Raw genomic sequence first — 19,323 nt, forward strand, 5'->3', positions numbered from 1 at the left:
CTCGTTGAAATGCCGATGACCTCCGTCACCGACTTACCCCAGAATGTGCGCTCTTCTCGCTCAACCGGGCCGCGTTTAGAGCCTCGTCCGGTGGACGAGGCGCTCTATGCCCGTGCCCAGGCAGAGGGGCTAAGCGAACTGCAGGCGCGTTTGCTGGCCTCGCGCTTGCCGGGCTACAGCGGTGAGTTGCTACCATTAATAGCACCTAGCCTGCGTTATTTGGCCCACCCGGAGAAACTGGCCGACGGTCGCCGCGCCGCCGAACGTATCGCTCAAGCGGTGGCTGAGGGTGAGGCGATTGGTATTCTTACCGACTACGATGTGGATGGTATTACCTCCCACGTGGTGATTCGGCGCACCCTGGTGGAGCTGTTTGGAGTGCCGGAGGACAAGCTGCACAGCCTGATTGGTCACCGTATTCACGACGGCTACGGCATTAGCCTGCCACTGGTGGAGCGTACGCTGGCGCAAAAGCCGTTCCCCACCCTGGTGATTACCGCCGATTGCGGCAGCAGTGATGAGCCGCGTATCGCGCGCTTAAAAGCCGCGGGTATCGATGTGGTGGTCAGCGACCACCACGCGCTACCCATTGAGGGGCCGCCAGCTTCCGCCTATGCCTGCGTTAATCCCACTCGCTCTGACTGTGATTACCCCGACAAAACCATCGCCGGGTGTATGGTGGCGTGGCTGTTGATGTCACTCGCCCGCGGCGTGCTGATTGAGTGGGGGGCGCTTTCAGAGTCGACGCCCAAGCTGTCGCCCTGGCTCTCTTACGTAGCGCTGGGCACGGTGGCCGACTGCGTCTCCCTGGGCGGTAGCCCTGCTAACCGCGCGGTGGTTAATCAAGGTTTAAAACTGATCAATCGTATGGATGCGGCGTGCTGGCGTGCGATGGCCACGCGCCTCGGCGCCGACAGCGTACCGTTTAACGCCGAGACATTAGCGTTTCAGATGGGGCCACGCATCAATGCTCGTTCGCGGCTAGACGACCCCTATGCGGCGCTGCACTTTATGTTGGCCGAGAATGATGGGGTCGCCAACCGCCAGCTCGACGTGCTGGATCAGGATAACCAGTCCCGCAAAGCCATTGAGGCCGATATGGCCGCCGAGGCGCGCACTCTTGCCACGGCAGCGCTGGATGCCGATGAGCCCGCCGTGGTGGTGCTGCTTGAAGATGGCCACCCTGGCGTACAGGGTATCGTCGCCTCGCGGTTGGTGCAGGCTTATGGACGCCCAGCGTTGGTGCTTACCCAAGCCTCGGCACCGGGCATGCTGACCGGTTCCGGCCGCTCGATTGATGGGCTGCACCTGCGCGATGCCCTACAGCGCACCTTTGAGCTTGCTCCCCAAGCGTTACCACGCTTTGGCGGCCATAGTGGCGCGGCAGGCGTAGGCGTACCACGGGATCGGCTTGACGCCTTTAAAGCGGCTTTCTTGAGGGCCGTAGGCGAACAGCTGGAGGGACGAACGCTCTATCCGCGCCTATGGACGGATGGTGAGCTCTCCACGGCGCAGCTTTCGCTGACCACCTTGCAGGAGATCGAAACCCTTGGCCCCTACGGGCGTGAATTCGACCCGCCGCTGTTTGAGGGGCGCTTTATCGTCGAAGCGCTGCGCCCGGTGGGCGCCGAAGGTTCCCACCTGATGCTGGAGCTCTCCACTGGCCCGGTAACCTGCAAAGCGATCTGGTTTCGCGCTCTAACGCCGGGGGAACTGCCTGGGTTTAGCGTCGGCGATACGCTGCACTGTGCTTACAAGCTCAACCGTAACCGCTGGCGCGGCCGGGAGACGCTGCAGTTGATGGTCGAGCACGCCAGCCCAATTTAAGCTGTACATCGCATCATCTACTGGCAACTTAAGTAAGGACGCCCCATGCGCGTGGAAGATTTACCCAAGGATCAGCATCGCCCCTATGAAGATATGATGGCGATGCTGCTGGGCACGTTCTTTGTTGCGCTGGGGGTAACCTTTTACACCCATGCGGTGTTGCTAACAGGGAGTACGGCGGGCTTAGCGCTGCTGTTGAGCTATATGACCAGCAGCATGACCGGCTGGGGTTTTGGGGTGTACTTTTTTGCCATTAACCTGCCGTTTTACTACCTGGCGGTGAAGCGGATGGGCTGGAGTTTTACCCTGCGTACCTTTGCCGCCATCGGCTTGGTATCGCTGTTTTCCGAGCTAACCCAGGGTTGGGTGCAGTTTGCCAAGGTGCCATCGCTTTACGCCGCCTTGATGGGCGGCGCGCTGATGGGCATCGGCATGCTGATGCTGTTTCGCCACCGCACCAGCCTGGGCGGTATCAATATCCTCGCGCTCTATCTGCAGGATACACACGGCCTGCGTGCAGGCTACGTTCAACTCGCCATCGACGGCGTCATCCTGCTGATTGCCCTGACCCAACTGCCGTTGGATCGCGTGGGCTACTCGGTACTGGGCGCGCTGACACTCAACCTAATCATCGCCCTGAACCACAAGCCAGGGCGTTATATTGGGGTGAGCTAAAAACGTTTAGCCAAGCCAGAACCACCACACAATCAGCGCGATTAGACCCAGCCCTGCCAAATTGATCAGTAAGCTCATGAGGATTCCTCCTGGCTGGCTTTCCATAGCCGCAAACGGTTGGCATTACTCACCACGGTGATGGAAGAGAGTGACATGGCCGCTCCGGCAATCATTGGTGAGAGCAGCGTACCTGTTATTGGGTAGAGCACCCCTGCGGCAATAGGTATGCAAAGCATGTTATAGCCGAAGGCGCCCACCAGGTTCTGTTTGATGTTGCGCAGGGTGGCGCGGCTGATCTCAATGGCGGATGCTACCCCGTGCAACGAGCCGCGCATTAGTGTGATGCCCGCGCTCTCAATGGCCACATCGGTGCCCTGGCCAATCGCAAACCCCACGTTCGCCCTGGCCAGCGCCGGAGCATCGTTGATGCCATCGCCCACCATGCCAACGATTTCACCTGCCTGCTGACGGCGCTCAATCTCGGCGTGCTTGTCCTCAGGCAACAGGCCTGCGCGAAACTCATCAATGCCCACTTCCTGGGCAATGGCCCTGGCGGTGTGCTCGTTATCACCGGTTAACATAACGATGGTTAAGCCGTCTTTTTGCAGGCGCTTGATCGCGGCCACGGTGTCGTGACGCAGCGGGTCGCTGATGCCAAATAGCGCGGCCAGCTTGCCCTCCACCGCCAGGTACACCAGCGTGCGCGCCTGTGCCTCAAGCGCTTGGGCCTGCGCTTCACCCGCCGTGAGATCCACGCCTGCCTCTTTAAGCAGCCGCGCATTGCCCAGCAGCAGTGCTTTACCGTCGACGGTTTTAGCTTTCACTCCGCCGCCAGTCACGCTGTCGAAATCATGAATCTCGGCAGGGTTGACGTTGTGTTCATCCACGTAGCTCATTAGCGCTGCCGCCAGCGGGTGCTCTGAGCCCCGCTCCAGCGCGTGCACCAACCCCAGAACAGTGGATTGCTCCACGCCAAACATCTCCGCATCGGTAACGCTGGGCTTGCCCTGGGTGAGGGTGCCGGTCTTATCGACCACCAGCGTGGTCAGCTTGCTGGCGGTTTGCAGCGCCTCGCCGCTGCGCACCAGCACCCCATGCTCTGCCGCTTTACCGACGCCGATCATGGTCGAGATTGGGGTTGCCAGACCCAACGCGCAGGGGCAGGCAATAATCAGCACGGTGGTCGCCGTGACCAGCATATAAATCACTTCCGGCGCAGGCCCAAGGTTGAACCACACCAGGGCCGTCAATAGGGCAATTATCATGACGGAAGGGACAAAAACACTGGAGACCTGGTCGGCCAGCTCGCCAATCGGTGGGCGCGAGTTCTGGGCACTCGCTACCTGTTCGGTAATTTGCCCCAAGCGCGTATCGCTACCCACCCGGGTGGCGCGATAGATCAGCCCGCCACGGCCATTCACGGTGCCCGCACTGACTTCATCCCCAGCGCCCTTGGCAACAGGTAACGGCTCGCCGGTAAGCATTGATTCATCAATATGGCTCTGGCCCTCAATGACGTCGCCATCTACCGGCAAGCGCTCGCCGGGGCGCACCCGTATCTGGTCGCCAGTGCGCACGGCATCAATCTCGATCTCCTGCTCATGGCCGTCGCGGATCACCCGCGCCGTGCGGCTCTGTAGGTCAAGGAGTCGCTTTAGTGCATCGCTGGTGCGGCCCCGGGCGCGCAGCTCCATGGCATTGCCGAGCAGAATCAGCCCGATCACCATGGCCGAAGCCTCAAAATAGATGCCCTGGGCGACCTCGGGAAGCCAGGGTGCAAACAACACTACCGCCATTGAGTACAACCAAGCGGTGCCTGTGCCCAGTGCCACTAGCGTATCCATATTGGCTTGGTGGTGCTTGAACTGCTTCCAGGCATTGACGAAAAAGTGTCGACCCGGAAAAGCCATAATGCCTAGCGTGAGCAGACCAATTCCCAACCAGTAGAGACGCCCCAGCCCCATCGGATGGGGGTGGAAAAAGAGCATGCTGAGCATCAGCGGAATGGCCAGTGCCAGTGAAATGGCGCTGCCGCGCAGCCGTTTCTGGTAAGTCTTGGCGTCCTGCTCGGCCCGGGTGCGCTCGGCCTCGCGCATATCCACAATCGGTTCGGCACCGTAGCCGGCTGACTCAACGGCGGCGATTAACGCTTGGGTCTTTGCACTGCCAAACACCTGGGCGGAGTGGGTGCCAAAATTGACGCTGGCGGTGACGACTCCCTCAGTGCGCTCTAGCGCTTTCTGCACGCTATTGACGCAGCTGGCGCAGGTCATCCCACTAATCGCCAAGCGCTGCTTCTTGCCTTGCCCTTGAGAATGGGCATGAGCACTTGCGGTTTTTTCAGTTTCGGCATCAGCGGGTGCCGCGGTTTCTGGCTGCTTATCAGCATCGTCTGGGGCTGCTTCCTCCAGAGCTGCTTCGCCTGGCGGGTAGCCCGCCGCGGTCAAGCGTTGATCAAGCTCCGCGTCGGTTAGGGATGAAACAACCTTTAGGCGTTTTTCGCTAGGCGTGCCGGTGACGTCTGCTTCAGGGTCACCACTTTGAATCGCCTCGCGCATGCGCTTGACGCAGCCCTGGCAATTCATGCCAGGAATGATCCGGGTGGTGACTCCATTGGTAGGGCTCTCACTTGAGGCGGCTTCGGTAAAGGCGTCGCTCATGGGGTCTCCTTGATAGGCGTGGCGTCAGGAAAGCTCTCAATCAGGCGGCACACGCTGTGGCCGTCGGGGGATCCGTCGGGCATTTTCTGCCAGCTCTCCATGGCCTGTTCCATGCGCTCGGCCAGTGCTTCCAGCTCGGCAATGCGTGCGCGGATTTGCGGCAGGCGGATGGCGAGTAAGTCGCGTACCAAAGGGCAGGGGGAATCGCCTTGGTCGGCGTGAGTTAGGATGTCGCGAATTTCTGCCACGCTAAAACCGAGTTTGCGCGCCCGCTGAATAAAACGCAGCCGCTCTAAATCGGTATCTGAAAATAGCTGATAGCCATTATCTGGGTGGCGCTGTGGGGCAAGTAACCGCTCACGAGCGTAGTGACGCACGGTCTCAGCGGTAACGCCGCCCCGTTTGGCAAGCTCATTAACTTTCATGGCCTGTTCTCCCGACCGGTTAAATAGTGTCCCTTGAGTGTAGAACCTATGGGTTACCTATAGGTCAAGGCCACCTTTGCTCCATACGCTGAAATGACTAAAACACTGATTTAAAACGGTCGTGCGACTAATGTATAAGCCAAAAATAAAATAAAACGAGCGTTTGCCCTTGAACCTTTGGCTCAGTTGCGAGAAAACAGTCATGTAACAATAACTAGGGTGGATTGTCGGTATCCACTGGATCATCGGGAAGAGAGGCCTACTATGAAAAATAACTTTAATAAGCTCACCCTGGCCGCTGCCATTACAGCCGCTGCCTTCGCCAGTCAAGCTCATGCAGGCGGGTATCAAATCAACGAGCAGAGCGTGAGTGGGCAGGGCTATGGTCACGCCGGGCGAAGCTCTAACATTCATGATGCAACCATTGTGTACGGCAACCCGGCGGGTATGTCGTTTTTAGACCGTGCGCAAGTCACGGTGGGGGCAACCTACCTAAACGTAAATACAGATATTTCCAATGTCCAAGCGAGCCGCTTCATTGATTCGGGCGTAGCCACTGGCGGTGCGCCAAATGGCAATCAGATTCCGGTAGGCAGTATTCCCGGAGGTAACGATGGCGATATGGTGCCAGGAACACCCATTCCCTTTGCTTTCTATGCGCAGCCAGTGACTGATCAGCTCGCGTTCGGCTTCGGTGTGTATGCACCCTTTGGTTCTAAAACCGACTACGAAGATGATTTCCAGGGCCGCTATTTTGGCGACTATACCGAAGTCAAGGTGGTCAGTGCGCAGCCAACGGTCTCTTATCGCTTTAACGATCAGTGGTCGGTTGGTGCAGGCATCACATACAACCAGGTGGAAGGGGAACTGCGTCGCCAGCTACCCTCTGAGGCTACGTTTAATCCCGATAATGACATCGACTCACGGGTGGATGGTGACGATGAAGCGTGGGGTTATAATCTGGGCGTGATCTATCGCCCAATGCCTGAAACCACGCTGGGTCTGACTTATCGCTCGAAGGTGGATTACACACTGGAAGGGAATTTTAGTGCTACCGACCCGCTTGGTAATGTCGTTCGCTCAGATAGTGCGAACCTGGATTTAACCACCCCTGAGACGGTTAACTTCTCGCTTACCCAGCAGATGACTGACCGTCTCAAGCTGATGTTCGGTGCCTCCTGGGTGCGTTGGAGCCAATTCGACCAAATCCTGGTTACCGGCAGCCAAGGCGATACGATTACCCAAGAGGTTCAGAACTATTCAAACGCTTGGGCGTTTGCCACCGGCGGCGAGTATCAGTTAACGAAGACATTGGCGCTTCGTGCTGGGGTTACGTTAGACATGACGCCGACCAATGATGAGGATCGTAGCGTACGTATCCCTTCCGATGATCGGCGCATTTTCTCGTTGGGGGCAGGGTGGAGCCCAACGCCTGACCTGACTGTCGACGTGGCTTACTCCTATCTGTCAGAGCGCGGCACCTTTGTTGAGCAGGATCGTAGCGACCTGCTGGCCAGCCAAGCGACGGGTGGCCAGCCGGTAGGCGGAGCCTCCTACTCAGCGGACTACAAAAACGAAGCTCACGGTTTTGGTGCACAGTTAACCTATCGCTTTTAAGAGCCAAACGCCAACGAAACCCGGCCCGCGCCGGGTTTTTTATTGAACGGAATAACGCTCTCAAGCATTAATATGCAAGCTTGAGAGCCTAGGCGGCTGGGCTCTCCAGGAAAGCGGCGCGCATCAATTCACTGGTGTAAGTTTGGCGTGGGGCGTTAAACAGCGATTGGGTATCGTTTTGCTCAATGATTTCGCCTTGGCGCATGACGATCACCTCGTCTGCCAACGCCCGTACCACGGCAAGGTCGTGGCTAATAAACAGGTAGGTCAGTTGATGACGCTGTTGTAAGTCGCGTAATAGCTCGATGATGGTCATTTGAACCGAGCGGTCTAGCGCAGATGTTGGCTCGTCAAGCAACAGAAACTCGGGCTTGACGACCAGGGCTCGGGCAATCGCAATTCTTTGCCGCTGCCCGCCTGAAAATTCATGCGGGTAGCGATGCCGATGGGCAGGATCCAACGCGACTTCTTCGAGAGACTGGATGACCTGTGTATCGCGTTCAGCTCTGGTCAACAAGGGTTGATGGACGCGCAGCCCTTCGCCAATGATCTCGCCCACCGTCATGCGCGGGGAAAGTGAACCAAAGGGGTCTTGGAAGACAACTTGCATACGTGCCCGTATCGGGCGCATCCCCGCACGGTCAAGTTGGGCAACGTCGATATCATCGAAACGTATCTTACCGTGACTTTTCACCAGACGAAGCAGTGCACGGCCCAGGGTGGTTTTGCCAGAACCTGATTCGCCCACAATACCTAAGGTTTGGCCTTTGCGTAACGTCAGGTTGATGTTTTTCACTGCTTCAAAATAGCGGTTAGGGCCAAAGAGCTGCTTTTTAATCGCAAAACGCACGCTGAGGTTGCTGGCTGTGAGCAAAACGGGGGCCGTGTCGGGAACGGGCGCCTTTTGGCCGCTTGGATTGGCAGCGATTAGCATCTGCGTATAAGGATGCTGCGGTGACTGGAACAGGGTGTTGGTTGCCCCCGATTCTACGATTTCACCGTGCTGCATAACGCATACGCGATCGGCTAAGTGACGAACAACCCCCAGGTCGTGGGTGATAAACAAAATAGCCATGCCGTAGCGGGCCTGGAGGTCTTTCAGAAGCGCGAGTATCTGAGCTTGCACGGTCACATCAAGGGCCGTGGTTGGTTCATCAGCAATCAGCAGTTTAGGCTCGCAAGCCAGCGCCATAGCAATCATCACCCGTTGACGCTGGCCGCCGGAAAGTTCGTGAGGGTAGCTGTCGACTCGGCGTTCAGCCTCAGGAATACCCACTTGTGCAAGCAGTTCTAGCACGCGCAGATGTGAGTCGCGACCACGTAATTTTGTGTGCTTATGCAATACTTCACGGATCTGCTTACCAATGCGGTGCAGTGGGTTGAGCGAGGTCATTGGCTCTTGAAAGATCATGGATATTTCATTGCCACGGATGGCCCGCAGGCGCTGACGGCTAACCGTTAGCAAGTCTTCATCACCTGCGCCGCCATGCCAGCGAATGCTGCCCGTGGAGTGGGCTAGCTCGGGCAGTAGCCCTATCGCAGCAGTCGAGGTGATCGACTTTCCAGAGCCCGACTCTCCCACAAGTGCCATTGTCTCGCCTTGGTTAAGCGTAAAGCTAACGTTGTTAACTGCGGTAACGGTGCCGTTGGGGAGGTCGAAGTCTACGCGCAGGTGATCAAACTCCAGCAGTGGTTGTGGCATATCACCTCCTTGCCTTTATTAACGCGTCTTTTGTTAACGTGTTTTGGGATCAAGGGCGTCGCGCAGACCGTCCCCCAGAAAGTTTAAGCACAGCAGGGTAGTCGCGAGAAATGCTGAGGGAACAATCAGCATCCAAGGCGCCGTTTCCATCATGTCTTTTCCTTCACTGATCAGAACCCCCCAACTGGTTAAGGGTTCTTGAACGCCAAGCCCCAGAAAGGACAAAAAACTTTCCAGCAAAATCACTTTAGGTACGGTGAGAGTGACGTAGATGATCACCGGGCCAAGGGCATTGGGAATCAGGTGGCGTGTGACAATCTTAAAACTGCTTACGCCAAGCGCATGGGCGGCCTCTACGAATTCACGGCGCTTTAATGCCAGTACTTGCCCGCGCACGATACGAGACATATCAAGCCATTCGACGGCACCAATGGCGGCGTAGATGAGCAGGATATTGCGTCCGAAAACCACCATCAGCAAGATGACCATAAACATAAACGGTAGTGAGTACATAATGTCGACAAAGCGCATCATCAGGTTGTCGATCCGCCCACCGAAATAGCCAGCAATGGCGCCATACAATACACCGATCACCAGGGAAACGAGGGTGGCGACGATGGCAACAGAGAGCGAGATTTGCCCGCCGTGAAAGACTCGCGTCAAGAGGTCACGCCCATTGGCATCGGTGCCGGCCAAGTGACCACTTTCCATGTTGGGCGGTGCTAAAAAGGCATTCCAATCTACTTCATCGAGTGCCCAGGGTGTTAGCCAGGGGCCGACGAGGCAAACGAGGGTAATCAGCGCGATGAGTACGAGGCTGGCCAAAGCCGCTTTGTTTTGGCGTAGCCGTCGCCAAGCTTCGCCGCCCAGGCTATGGCCAGCGATCGGCGGGGACGATACGGTATTAGTCATTGTCATAACGAATCTGCGGATCCAGTGCCGAGTAGAGTAAATCGACCAAAAGGTTGAGTAGCACGATCAGGGCGCTATAAAACACCACCGTGCCCATTACCAGGGTGTAGTCACGATTAAGCGCAGCTTGGACAAAATAGCGGCCAATCCCGGGGATGCCGAAAATTTGTTCAATCACGACGGATCCAGTGATAATGCCGGCAATGGCAGGCCCCAAGTAGGAAATAACCGGTAGCATTGAAGGGCGCAGGGCGTGGCGCAGAATCACTTCACTCTCGTTGAGTCCTTTGGCCCGCGCGGTGCGGATGAAGTGGCTGCCTAACACTTCAATCATGCTGGCTCGCGTCATGCGGGCAATATAGGCAATCTGTTGAAGGGAGAGGGCGACAATAGGAAGCACCATATTTCGCCAATGCCCATCGTTCCAGCCGCCGACCGGTAGCCAGGCCAAAAAAACACCGAACACCAGCGCCAATAGCGGGGCAACCACAAAGTTGGGAATGGCCACCCCAGCAAGCGCTGTGCCCATCACCATATAGTCAATGGTGGAGTTGCGTTTAAGTGCCGCAATAACCCCCATGGGAATACCGACCAGAAGCGCGAGGCTGATTGCCCATAGGCCGAGTTCCAGGCTGACAGGAAAGCCCTGAGCGACGAGCTCAGTGACCGAAAAATCCTTATATTTGAACGAGGGGCCAAGGTCGCCTTGAAGCAGGTTTCCCATATAGGTGGCATATTGCTCCCAGACGGGTTTGTCCAGGCCGTACGAAGCCATGAGATTGGCCTCTATCTCAGGCGGTAGTTGTCGTTCACCGTCGAAGGGGCCGCCGGGGGCCAAGTGCATTAAAAAGAACGACAGGGTAATCACAATCCATAGCGTCGGGATCGCCTGAAGTAAGCGTCTTAAGGTGTAGCTGAGCATTATCGGGCCTCGCTCCTCAGGCCAAAGGCCTGAGGGGGGTAGCGGTAGTCAGTTGTGATAAAAAACGAACTACAGGGAATTAATCGTCGAAGTGAACCCAGCGTGAGCGATGGATATCTTCAATATTGGTTTCCCAGCCGGAAATGTCGGGGCTAACAAGATTGCGCGAGACGTAGTAGTAGATCGGTAGCGTAGCGCTGTTTTCTAGGGCGAGGGTCTCTGCTTCGGCCATGATGTCGGCTCGCTTATCCAGATCCTGAGTATTCGCGGCTTCGCTCATCAGAGCATCAAACTCAGGCGAGCTATAGGCGCCATAGTTATTCGATACATTGCTTTCCAACAGACTTAGAAAGTTTTGGGCGTCGTTGTAGTCACCGATCCAGCCTGCACGTGCAACATCGAAGTCGCCCTGACGAATATCCGCGTAGTGAACGGCGACCTCCGAATTATACAGATCAACCTCAACGCCAAGGGGCTTCCACATGGCGGCGATAGCGATGGCGACCTTACGATGATCCTCGCTGGTGTTATAGCGCAGCATGAGCTCCAGCGGATTATCAGGGCCATAGCCTGCTTCCTGTAGTAATTCCCGCGCGCGTTCCATCCGCTCTTCCTGAGAGAGCTCGGCGAAGCTGGCGGTGGGGGCTTCATAATGGCTGACGTTAGGTGGCACGAAGCTATACGCAGGCAGTTCGCCGGTACCGAGAATTTGATCGGTAATGACTTCGCGACGAACGGCGAGGCTTAGCGCTTCACGCACCCGCGGGTCAGTGGTCGCATGGCCATCACGAGCATTGAAAACGTAGTAATAAATGCCGAGGTAGGGGGCTATCTGAACGGCTTCAGGCAGGTTATCCATCAGCCAGTCATACTGTTGAGTCGGAAACTCTCGAGCAATATCAATCTCTCCTGCCCGGAAACGGTTGAGCGCTGTGTTGCGCTCTTCAATAGGGAAATAAACGATTTCGTCCAGTGCTACCTGATCAGCATCGTGAAAATTGGGGTTGCGAGTGGCTGTGATACGCGTTTGCGACTGCCAATCCTCTAGCTGAAAAGCACCGTTGGAGACCATATTGCCTGGCCTGGACCACTCATTGCCATGTGCTTCCACCGTGTGACGTGGCAGCGGATAGGCGGTGTAGTGGGAGAGTTGATCTAAAAAATAAGGCGTTGAACGTTCGAGGGTGATTTGCAGTGTCGACGCGTCGATGGCTTGCACGCCGAGGGTGCTTGTGTCGGCTTCACCTGCATAGACAGCTTCAGCATTTTTAATCGGATATAGCAGATAGGCGTAATTAGCGGCGGTGGCTGGTGATAAAATGCGCTGAAAGGCGAACACAAAATCATCAGCAGTGACAGGTTCACCGTCCGACCATTTGGCGTTGTCCCTTAGCGTGAAGGTGTACACCGTGCCGTCATCGGAGATTTCCCAGGATTCTGCAACGCCGGGAATACGTGTGCCGTCGGCGGCTTCAGTGACGAGCCCTTCAAACAGATCGCCCACCACATCGTTTTCCCAGACGCCGCTAATTTTATGCGGATCTAGAGAGGCGGGCTCGCCCATAATGGCTAAACGCAGTGTGTCCGCCTGGAGAGGTGTAGCGCAGCTTAGGGCCAGCGCTATTGAGCCCATGAGAGTGCGAGTTTTTAGCATTCTGATCCCTCCAATATTATTTTAATACGATTGTTTGACTGTTTGAGTGCTAGTTAAGTACTAGCATCGGGGAAAAGCAGGCGTCCATAAGAAATTAAACATGTAGCTATGCGCAATTTCGATACTATGAGCGTTATGCGCGACAAACCTGCATGGTTGTTGACAGCCAATTTCGCTACACTATGCGCTTTTCTGATCGATACACCTCTGTACGATCCGAGTAGACCAAGCTAGGGCGATCCCATGTTGGAAACCAATCCGATTCACAACCAGCTTAAGGACCTGTCTGAGCGGACAGACGTTCTTAGGGGGTATCTTTGACTATGCCGAGAAGAAAGATCGGCTAGAAGAGGTCACCCGCGAACTGGAAGATCCCAATGTCTGGAACGATCCAGACTACGCGCAGAAGTTAGGCAAAGAGCGCGCCTCCCTCGAAGCCATTGTGGCGACCATTGATGAGCTTGAGCAGGGCCTTGGCGATAGCCGGGATCTGCTGGAGCTTGCCGAAATGGAAGAGGATGAAGGCACCGTCGAAGAAGTGTGCAAAGAGCTGGAGAGCATGCAGGCGGCGTTAGAAAAGCTGGAGTTTCGGCGCATGTTTTCCGGTGAAATGGATCAGAACAACGCCTACCTGGAAATTCAGTCCGGCTCTGGTGGCACCGAAGCTCAGGATTGGGCCAATATTTTATTGCGCATGTACCTGCGCTGGGCGGATAGTCACGGCTTCAAAGCCGATATCACCGAAATCTCTGCTGGCGAAGTGGCGGGCATTAAGTCGGCCACGGTGCATATCCAGGGCGATTACGCTTTCGGCTGGCTGCGTACTGAAACTGGCGTGCACCGGTTGGTACGTAAAAGCCCGTTTGATTCCGGTGGTCGTCGGCATACTTCCTTTGCTTCGGTATTCCTGTCGCCGGAAATTGACGACAGTTTCGAGGTGGAGATTAATCCTTCGGACTTACGCATCGATACCTACCGCTCCAGCGGCGCGGGCGGTCAGCACGTAAACACCACCGATTCGGCCGTGCGGATTACCCACGAGCCGACTGGTATCGTGGTGGCCTGCCAGGGGCAACGCAGCCAGCACGCCAACCGCGATTTTGCCATGAAGCAGTTGAAAGCGCGGTTGTGGGAACACGAGATGCAAAAGCGCAACGCCGCCAAGCAGGAGGCCGAGGACTCCAAAGCTGACATCGGCTGGGGAAGCCAGATTCGCTCTTACGTGCTGGATGATCAGCGCATCAAGGATTTACGCACCGGCGTGCAGTCCAGTAACTGCGATAAAGTGCTCGACGGGGATATTGATCAATTTATCGTCGCTAGCTTGAAGCAAGGTTTGTAATTTTTTTAGCGTTTGAACATGAACAGGGTGCCCCATGGCTAACCAAGACGCGTCTCCTGCAGACAACGAAAACCACCTGATCGCCGAGCGCCGTGCCAAGTTGACTGCTCGCCGTGAGCGCGCCGCTGAGCAGGGAAAGAGTGCGTTTCCCAATGATTTTCGCCGCGACAGCCTAACCGTCGAGCTGCAAAATGCCTTCGGTGATAAAGACAAGGCCGAGCTTGAAGCGCTGGATCACCACGCCGCTGTGGCTGGTCGTGTAATGCGTCAACGTGGCCCCTTCATCGTCATTCAGGACGTGGCCGGGCAGATCCAGCTCTACGTGGATAAAAAGGGCCTGCCCGCCGACGTGCTGGAAGACGTTAAAAGCTGGGATATCGGTGACATCGTCGCTGCCCACGGGCCGGTGCATAAATCCGGCAAGGGCGATCTGTACGTGATGATGAAGGAGGCGCAGCTGCTCACCAAGAGCCTGCGCCCGCTGCCGGATAAGTTTCACGGCCTCACCGATATGGAAGCCCGCTATCGTCAGCGCTATGTGGATCTGATCATGAATCCGCAGTCGCGTAAGGTGTTTGAAACCCGCGCAGCGGTGGTCAGCTCTATGCGCCGCTTCTTTGAAGCGCGCGGTTTTATGGAAGTGGAAACGCCGATGCTGCAGCCGATTCCTGGCGGTGCGGCGGCGCGCCCCTTCATTACCCACCACAATGCGCTGGATATCGATATGTATCTGCGTATCGCTCCGGAGCTTTACCTCAAGCGCCTGGTGGTGGGCGGTTTTGAAAAAGTGTTTGAGATTAACCGCAACTTCCGTAACGAAGGTCTTTCGACCCGCCACAACCCAGAGTTCACCATGGTGGAGTTCTACTGGGCTTACGCGGATTACCGCGACCTGCTGGATATGACCGAAGCGATGCTGCGCACCGCCGCTGAAGAAGTGCTCGGTAACGCAGTGATTGAGTATCAGGGCGCGAGCTACGATTTCGGCAAACCTTTTGCCCGTTTGACGCTGCGTCAGGCGATTCTTGATCACGGTGACGGCATTGCCGACAGTGACTTGGATTCGCTGGAAGCGGCGCGGGCCACCGCCGAAAAGCTCGGCATCAAGGTCAAAGAGAGCTGGGGCCTGGGTAAAGTACAAACAGAGATCTTTGAAGAGGTGGCCGAGCATAAGCTCGACCAGCCGACCTTTATCACCGAATATCCGGCGGAAGTGAGTCCGCTTGCCCGGCGTAATGACGCTAATCCCTTCGTCACCGACCGCTTTGAGTTCTTTGTGGGCGGGCGCGAAATCGCCAACGGTTTCTCAGAGCTCAACGACGCCGAAGACCAGGCCGAGCGCTTCCGTGCTCAGTCCGCGGAAAAAGATGCCGGCGACCTGGAAGCGATGTACTACGATGCAGATTACGTGCGTGCGTTGGAGTACGGCATGCCGCCCACCGCGGGCGAAGGCATCGGTATCGACCGTCTGGTGATGCTGTTCACCGACAGCGCCTCGATTCGCGATGTATTGCTGTTCCCGGCGATGCGCCCTGAAGTGGACTAACACGCTAAGATAACGGATGAATAGTTGGTAAGGGCGCGTTATAGCGCCCATAATGGTCAACGTTTCGACGGCGAGGAGAATCCCATGAAACTGCTTAACCGCTCCGCACTGAGCGTCAGGCCGACCCAGCCCTTTGTGGACTGGATCAACGCGCTGGAACCCACCATGGGAGACGACGACCTGACCCTGGACGACGTCGAACGTGAAAGTACCATTTACCTGATTCCAGAGATGGATACCCCGGAAGCGCTGGAAACCTTTGTGCGTGACCGCTACGTGGAAATTCTCGAGACTGAGCTGCGCGCTTGGGAAGAGGATGAACGGCAGTGGCCAGATAAACTCGACTGGGCATTATTCCAGGAATTTGTGCGCGTCGAGCACAGCTATTTGGCCATTGACCTGGATGACGAAACGGCGTTAGAGATTTCTGAAGTGGATGATGCGCTGCTGCTCGACAGCGAACAGGATTAGCGTGCTAATATTTTAAGCAAGCTAAGTTCTGCCTGCGCGGCTGCCCGGTAATAACGGGATAGCTAACAGCTCGATAGCGCACTTCGAAACCGGCTTAGGCCGGTTTCATTGTGTTGGTTCGTTGGTTTTAGACGCTTGGCGGTTTCGTTTAGCAACTCTCCTGTCTAGGAACTCTTGCATGCGACTGTTTGAAACTCGCCCCGGTGATGATGGCCTGCCTGGGCCGGAACGCGCCCTTGCAGTGCTGGCGCTGGTGACCGGCACTTTAATGGCGGTGGTCGATACCACCATGATCAACCTGGCGCTGCCCACTATTGCCGCTGATTTAAATGTGTCGGCATCCCGGGCAGTATGGATCACCAACCTGTTTCAGGTCGTGTGTGCGGCTTTTTTGCTCGTGTTTGCGGGCGTTAGTGAATTGATCACACGTCGCAGGCTCTACCTGTTTGGGCTGGCCACCTTTGTCGCTGCCGCGCTGGGGGCAGCGCTATCGCGCAATTTAGAAACGTTGCTGGTGTTCCGTGCCTTTCAGGGGTTAGGGGCCGCCGCCACGCTATCGATTGGCCCATCACTCTATCGGGCGATTTTTCCCTCGCGCCTCTTGGGCAGCGCCCTTGGCTTGAGTGCCTTGGTGGTGGCCGGTGGCTACGCAGCAGGGCCCACGCTAAGCGGGGTAATCCTCTCCTTTGCCGACTGGCCCTGGCTGTTTGCGCTAAATGTGCCGCTGGGTCTCTGCTCGCTATGGCTCGCCAAGCGTGCGCTGCCCCGAGAAGCGCCACGCAAAGGCAGTTTTGATGTTGCTGGGGCGCTGCTCTCTATCGTTATGCTGGCCAGCTTCTTTATTGCTATGGACGCCGTGAGCCACGCCGCACCGATTTGGCAAAGCGGTGGCTGGGCGCTGTTAGCAGTATTGGCCTGTGCTGGGTTTATTGCGCGTCAGCGTCGTGCGCCTTACCCACTGCTGCCGCTCAGCGTATTTGCCGAGCTGCGCTTTACACTGGCGGTCTCTGCCTCTGGGCTTGCCTTTATAGGCCAGGGCCTTACGTTTGTAGCGCTGTCGTTTTTCTACCAGGAGCAGATGAGCTTTTCACCCCTGGAAACCGCTTGGCTATTCACCCCCTGGCCACTGGCTATCATGTTCGTTGGTCCTGTCGCGGGGCGCTTAGCCGACCGTATTAATCCCAGTATTCTCTCCAGCGCGGGGCTTGGCCTACTTATCATTGGTCTGATTGCGCTGGCGCTGGTCGATGAGTCGACCGGCGTGGCGGGAAGTCTATGGCGCACTGCGTTATGCGGTATTGGTTTTGGCCTGTTCCAGCCCCCCAACAACCGCGAAATGATGGGCAGCCTGCCGCCGGAGCGCAGTTCCAGCGTCTCTGGCGTGATGAGCACCACGCGAACCGTGGGGCAGTCATTTGGCGTGGCTCTGGTGGGGGCTGCTCTAGCGCTAGGCTGGCCGGTACAAGTAACGCTCTGGCTGGGGGCGGCGACCACGCTGCTGGCGCTCTTGGCCAGCGTGGCGCGTATGCCGCTGGCAAGGCGTGCGTTACACGCTCGACGGGCATCGTCTGCGGGCCAGTAAGCGCGTACAATAAAACGGTTTATGATCTCTCAAGGAGAACCTTATGACGCTGCAGACACAGATTGAGCAGAAGTTAACGGCACTCGCGCCGGACGTGCTGCAGGTTGAAAACGAAAGCCACATGCATAACGTGCCCGCGAACTCTGAAACCCACTTCAAAGTGACGCTAGTGAGTGACTCCTTCGACGGCATAATGCCGGTGAAGCGTCACCAGCAAATTTATGCGCTGTTGGCTGATGAGCTTTCAGGGCCGGTGCACGCCTTAGCACTGCATCTTTATACTCCCAGCGAGTGGAAGGCGCGGAGCGGTGAGCGTCCGGATTCACCCAACTGCCGCGGCGGCGGGCAGTGAACCAGGAAGTTACTCGGCGCCACTATCTGGACGCCATGGGCATTACTGCCTGGGCAGCTAAGTATCAGTTGCCTAATGCGCTGCCCACTGAGGCCTGTGAGTGGGAAGATTCGACGCCTGCTCCTACGCCGCCTCGGGAGCGCCTACAGGCATTGCTGGACGACGCCCCTGCGCCTAAACGTCAAACGTCCAAACCTCAACCGCCCGAGCTTCAATCTTCCGACCCCCTGGCCTCAGGCGAAGCCATTGCCTCACCCTCGGCGGTGCGGGCACTGCTGGATCAAGACAAGCAGCGTGCGGACAAGCCGGGCCAACATAAGCCGGCGATTGCCAACCCGGATGCGGCGGGCCCGCGCGGAGGCAGCGCCAGCTAAACCCCTTAAGTTCGAGCTCTCCTGTGTGTGCCTTGAGGGTCGCTGGCTGGTGCTGAAAGCAGGGAGTATGTCTACCCTTGAGCAGCAGCTACTGGCTAACCTGCTCCAGGCGGCGGGTATTCAGCGTGGGGCGTTTCCGGAAATCAGTCACTTCACCTGGCCGCAAATGGCCAACGCCTTTGCGGTGGAGGATCCCCTGGACGAAGCCCGCGAGGGCTTGGCGGCGTTTATCGCCGGAAGCGCGAGCCGACAGGGATGGCGATTAGAGCGATTACTTTGGTGGGGCGAGTTAGACGCTGAGCCAGATACCGAATCTGGGGCTAATCAGGCACCGCTGAGCCGCATACTGAACGTTGCTGATGGCCAAAGCCAAACGCTTTCGCTGCCCCTCTGGCAGGGGCCCTCGCTTGGGGTGCTTCTCGACGATAGCCATAGCAAGCGTGACCTCTGGCCAGCGCTGCAGACGCTAGGTCAGCTATGGGCGGCTGGCGCCAAGCAGACTGCTGATGATCACTGAACTCAACGTTGAGCACCTGGCACTGCTGATTGCGCTTGAGCAGCGGGCACAGAGCGGCACCTCCGAGACGCAAATGCTGGAGGCTCTGGGCAGTCAGGACACCTGTGTATTGGGCTGGTGGCAGAATGAGCAGTTGTTAGGATACGCCATTGTGGCACGACTGCCGTTTGAAGCGGAGCTGCAGGCGATCAGGGTTTCACCGGAGTATCGCCGAAGCGGCGCTGGTCTGGCGTTGATGGAGGCCGTGCTGGCGATGGCAAAAGGCTGGCTCAGTGAGCGACTGCTGCTCGAAGTGCGGGTGGGTAATCTTAGCGCTATACGGCTCTATCGGCGCTGTGGGTTTAGCGAAGATGGCTGTCGACGGGGCTACTACCCAGCGGCAACAGGGGCCGCCGGGCGTGAGGATGCGCTGCTGATGTCTCTGGTACTTTAGCCAGCAGCGTATCTATCAGGCGCTTAGGAGGTGCTGGAGGTGTCGAGACTGTCGAATTTGCTGAGCAGACTGTTGAGACGGCGCTCCCACTCTTCACGCTCCTCTTTCAGTTTGGCGTTTTCGCCGCGCAGCTCTTCATTTTCCAGTTTCATCATCTCCAGCGCGTCAACGGTATCGGTGACTTTCTGTTCAAGCTGATTAAATAGCTCCAGACTCATTTATCTCTCCCTAGCGTAAAAACGAAAACCCAAAACAGGTCATAAAAAGCCACCCAAAAAAACAAGCGCAGCGCTTGTCAGTAGGGACGAATGA

The 19,323-nt window shown here is 56.9% G+C and carries 18 protein-coding genes; 11 read left to right on the plus strand and 7 right to left on the minus strand.

Features of this window, described 5'->3' with window-relative positions; genetic code table 11:
• Positions 1-15: 15 nt before the first annotated feature.
• Together OM794_RS02465 and OM794_RS02470 are read left to right on the plus strand one after the other, a co-directional pair.
• Positions 16-1,827: a single-stranded-DNA-specific exonuclease RecJ gene (locus tag OM794_RS02465; protein ID WP_226250195.1), complete on the plus strand. Its 1,812-nt coding sequence runs from the start codon at positions 16-18 to the stop codon at positions 1,825-1,827.
• Between the two features lie 45 nt (positions 1,828-1,872).
• A complete protein-coding gene (locus OM794_RS02470; RefSeq protein ID WP_226250074.1) occupies positions 1,873-2,502 on the plus strand; it encodes a YitT family protein in 630 nt (209 codons plus the stop codon).
• 74 nt (positions 2,503-2,576) lie between these two features.
• Here the strand turns inward: OM794_RS02470 and OM794_RS02475 are convergent, their stop codons facing one another.
• Positions 2,577-5,087: a heavy metal translocating P-type ATPase gene (locus OM794_RS02475; RefSeq protein WP_413229685.1), complete on the minus strand. Its 2,511-nt coding sequence runs from the start codon at positions 5,085-5,087 to the stop codon at positions 2,577-2,579.
• 71 nt (positions 5,088-5,158) lie between these two features.
• The gene (locus tag OM794_RS02480; RefSeq protein WP_088698756.1) at positions 5,159-5,587 is read right to left on the minus strand and encodes a MerR family transcriptional regulator; all 429 of its coding nucleotides are present in this window, start codon (positions 5,585-5,587) and stop codon (positions 5,159-5,161) included.
• Between the two features lie 264 nt (positions 5,588-5,851).
• Between OM794_RS02480 and OM794_RS02485 the strand changes: the two genes are divergently transcribed.
• Complete coding sequence (locus OM794_RS02485) at positions 5,852-7,204, plus strand: OmpP1/FadL family transporter (protein ID WP_226250076.1); 1,353 nt, start codon at positions 5,852-5,854, stop codon at positions 7,202-7,204.
• A gap of 88 nt (positions 7,205-7,292) precedes the next feature.
• Here OM794_RS02485 and OM794_RS02490 read toward each other — a convergent pair whose 3' ends face one another.
• From OM794_RS02490 to OM794_RS02505, 4 genes are all read right to left on the minus strand, one after another.
• Positions 7,293-8,906 carry an ABC transporter ATP-binding protein gene (locus OM794_RS02490; RefSeq protein ID WP_226250077.1) on the minus strand — a complete coding sequence of 538 codons (1,614 nt, stop codon included), beginning with the start codon at positions 8,904-8,906 and terminating at the stop codon, positions 7,293-7,295.
• A 33-nt stretch (positions 8,907-8,939) separates the two neighbouring features.
• Entirely contained in the window at positions 8,940-9,824 is an 885-nt protein-coding gene (locus OM794_RS02495) for an ABC transporter permease subunit (protein WP_226250078.1), read from the minus strand.
• Positions 9,811-10,740, minus strand: coding sequence for an oligopeptide ABC transporter permease OppB (oppB, locus tag OM794_RS02500; protein ID WP_226250079.1), 930 nt, complete (start codon positions 10,738-10,740; stop codon positions 9,811-9,813). The genes OM794_RS02495 and oppB overlap by 14 nt, the downstream gene beginning before the upstream one ends.
• 79 nt (positions 10,741-10,819) lie before the next feature.
• A complete protein-coding gene (locus OM794_RS02505) occupies positions 10,820-12,394 on the minus strand; it encodes a peptide ABC transporter substrate-binding protein (protein WP_226250080.1) in 1,575 nt (524 codons plus the stop codon).
• Positions 12,395-12,637: 243 nt separating this feature from the next.
• Here OM794_RS02505 and prfB point away from each other — a divergent pair.
• The 8 genes from prfB to rimI all read left to right on the plus strand — a co-directional run bounded on the left by prfB (position 12,638) and on the right by rimI (position 19,011).
• A protein-coding gene (gene prfB, locus OM794_RS02510) for a peptide chain release factor 2 (RefSeq protein WP_226250081.1) occupies positions 12,638-13,736 on the plus strand; the annotation gives its coding sequence in 2 pieces (ribosomal slippage) (positions 12,638-12,712 and positions 12,714-13,736; 1,098 coding nt in all).
• 34 nt (positions 13,737-13,770) lie between these two features.
• A complete protein-coding gene (gene lysS / locus OM794_RS02515; protein WP_226250082.1) occupies positions 13,771-15,282 on the plus strand; it encodes a lysine--tRNA ligase in 1,512 nt (503 codons plus the stop codon).
• Positions 15,283-15,366: 84 nt separating this feature from the next.
• A complete protein-coding gene (locus tag OM794_RS02520; protein WP_022520220.1) occupies positions 15,367-15,753 on the plus strand; it encodes a hypothetical protein in 387 nt (128 codons plus the stop codon).
• Between the two features lie 178 nt (positions 15,754-15,931).
• Positions 15,932-17,335, plus strand: a complete 1,404-nt coding sequence (locus OM794_RS02525; RefSeq protein ID WP_226250083.1) for an MFS transporter — start codon at positions 15,932-15,934, stop codon at positions 17,333-17,335.
• Between the two features lie 43 nt (positions 17,336-17,378).
• Complete coding sequence (locus OM794_RS02530; RefSeq protein WP_226250084.1) at positions 17,379-17,687, plus strand: BolA family protein; 309 nt, start codon at positions 17,379-17,381, stop codon at positions 17,685-17,687.
• Entirely contained in the window at positions 17,684-18,061 is a 378-nt protein-coding gene (locus tag OM794_RS23230; RefSeq protein ID WP_319001089.1) for a hypothetical protein, read from the plus strand. Before OM794_RS02530 ends, OM794_RS23230 begins: the two co-directional genes overlap by 4 nt.
• 67 nt (positions 18,062-18,128) lie before the next feature.
• Positions 18,129-18,578 (plus strand): hypothetical protein, encoded by a 450-nt coding sequence (locus OM794_RS23235; RefSeq protein ID WP_319001090.1) that lies wholly within the window; start codon positions 18,129-18,131, stop codon positions 18,576-18,578.
• A complete protein-coding gene (gene rimI, locus OM794_RS02540) occupies positions 18,568-19,011 on the plus strand; it encodes a ribosomal protein S18-alanine N-acetyltransferase (protein WP_226250085.1) in 444 nt (147 codons plus the stop codon). The genes OM794_RS23235 and rimI overlap by 11 nt, the downstream gene beginning before the upstream one ends.
• A 23-nt stretch (positions 19,012-19,034) precedes the next feature.
• Here rimI and zapB read toward each other — a convergent pair whose 3' ends face one another.
• On the minus strand, positions 19,035-19,229 hold the full coding sequence (gene zapB / locus OM794_RS02545) for a cell division protein ZapB (RefSeq protein WP_088698767.1): 195 nt from the start codon (positions 19,227-19,229) through the stop codon (positions 19,035-19,037).
• Positions 19,230-19,323 lie beyond the last annotated feature (94 nt).

The sequence above is a fragment of the Halomonas sp. BDJS001 genome (genome assembly GCF_026104355.1).
Lineage (GTDB): Bacteria > Pseudomonadota > Gammaproteobacteria > Pseudomonadales > Halomonadaceae > Vreelandella.

What these genes read in the sequence shown, in the direction of transcription:
- OM794_RS02465 (WP_226250195.1), top strand. Translation starts at nt 16, where the DNA reads ATGACCTCCGTCACCGACTTACCCCAGAATGTGCGCTCTTCTCGCTCA.
- OM794_RS02470 (WP_226250074.1), top strand. Translation starts at nt 1,873, where the DNA reads ATGCGCGTGGAAGATTTACCCAAGGATCAGCATCGCCCCTATGAAGAT.
- OM794_RS02475 (WP_413229685.1), bottom strand. Translation starts at nt 5,087, where the DNA reads ATGAATTGCCAGGGCTGCGTCAAGCGCATGCGCGAGGCGATTCAAAGT.
- OM794_RS02480 (WP_088698756.1), bottom strand. Translation starts at nt 5,587, where the DNA reads ATGAAAGTTAATGAGCTTGCCAAACGGGGCGGCGTTACCGCTGAGACC.
- OM794_RS02485 (WP_226250076.1), top strand. Translation starts at nt 5,852, where the DNA reads ATGAAAAATAACTTTAATAAGCTCACCCTGGCCGCTGCCATTACAGCC.
- OM794_RS02490 (WP_226250077.1), bottom strand. Translation starts at nt 8,906, where the DNA reads ATGCCACAACCACTGCTGGAGTTTGATCACCTGCGCGTAGACTTCGAC.
- OM794_RS02495 (WP_226250078.1), bottom strand. Translation starts at nt 9,824, where the DNA reads ATGACAATGACTAATACCGTATCGTCCCCGCCGATCGCTGGCCATAGC.
- oppB (WP_226250079.1), bottom strand. Translation starts at nt 10,740, where the DNA reads ATGCTCAGCTACACCTTAAGACGCTTACTTCAGGCGATCCCGACGCTA.
- OM794_RS02505 (WP_226250080.1), bottom strand. Translation starts at nt 12,394, where the DNA reads ATGCTAAAAACTCGCACTCTCATGGGCTCAATAGCGCTGGCCCTAAGC.
- lysS (WP_226250082.1), top strand. Translation starts at nt 13,771, where the DNA reads ATGGCTAACCAAGACGCGTCTCCTGCAGACAACGAAAACCACCTGATC.
- OM794_RS02520 (WP_022520220.1), top strand. Translation starts at nt 15,367, where the DNA reads ATGAAACTGCTTAACCGCTCCGCACTGAGCGTCAGGCCGACCCAGCCC.
- OM794_RS02525 (WP_226250083.1), top strand. Translation starts at nt 15,932, where the DNA reads ATGCGACTGTTTGAAACTCGCCCCGGTGATGATGGCCTGCCTGGGCCG.
- OM794_RS02530 (WP_226250084.1), top strand. Translation starts at nt 17,379, where the DNA reads ATGACGCTGCAGACACAGATTGAGCAGAAGTTAACGGCACTCGCGCCG.
- OM794_RS23235 (WP_319001090.1), top strand. Translation starts at nt 18,129, where the DNA reads ATGTCTACCCTTGAGCAGCAGCTACTGGCTAACCTGCTCCAGGCGGCG.
- rimI (WP_226250085.1), top strand. Translation starts at nt 18,568, where the DNA reads ATGATCACTGAACTCAACGTTGAGCACCTGGCACTGCTGATTGCGCTT.
- zapB (WP_088698767.1), bottom strand. Translation starts at nt 19,229, where the DNA reads ATGAGTCTGGAGCTATTTAATCAGCTTGAACAGAAAGTCACCGATACC.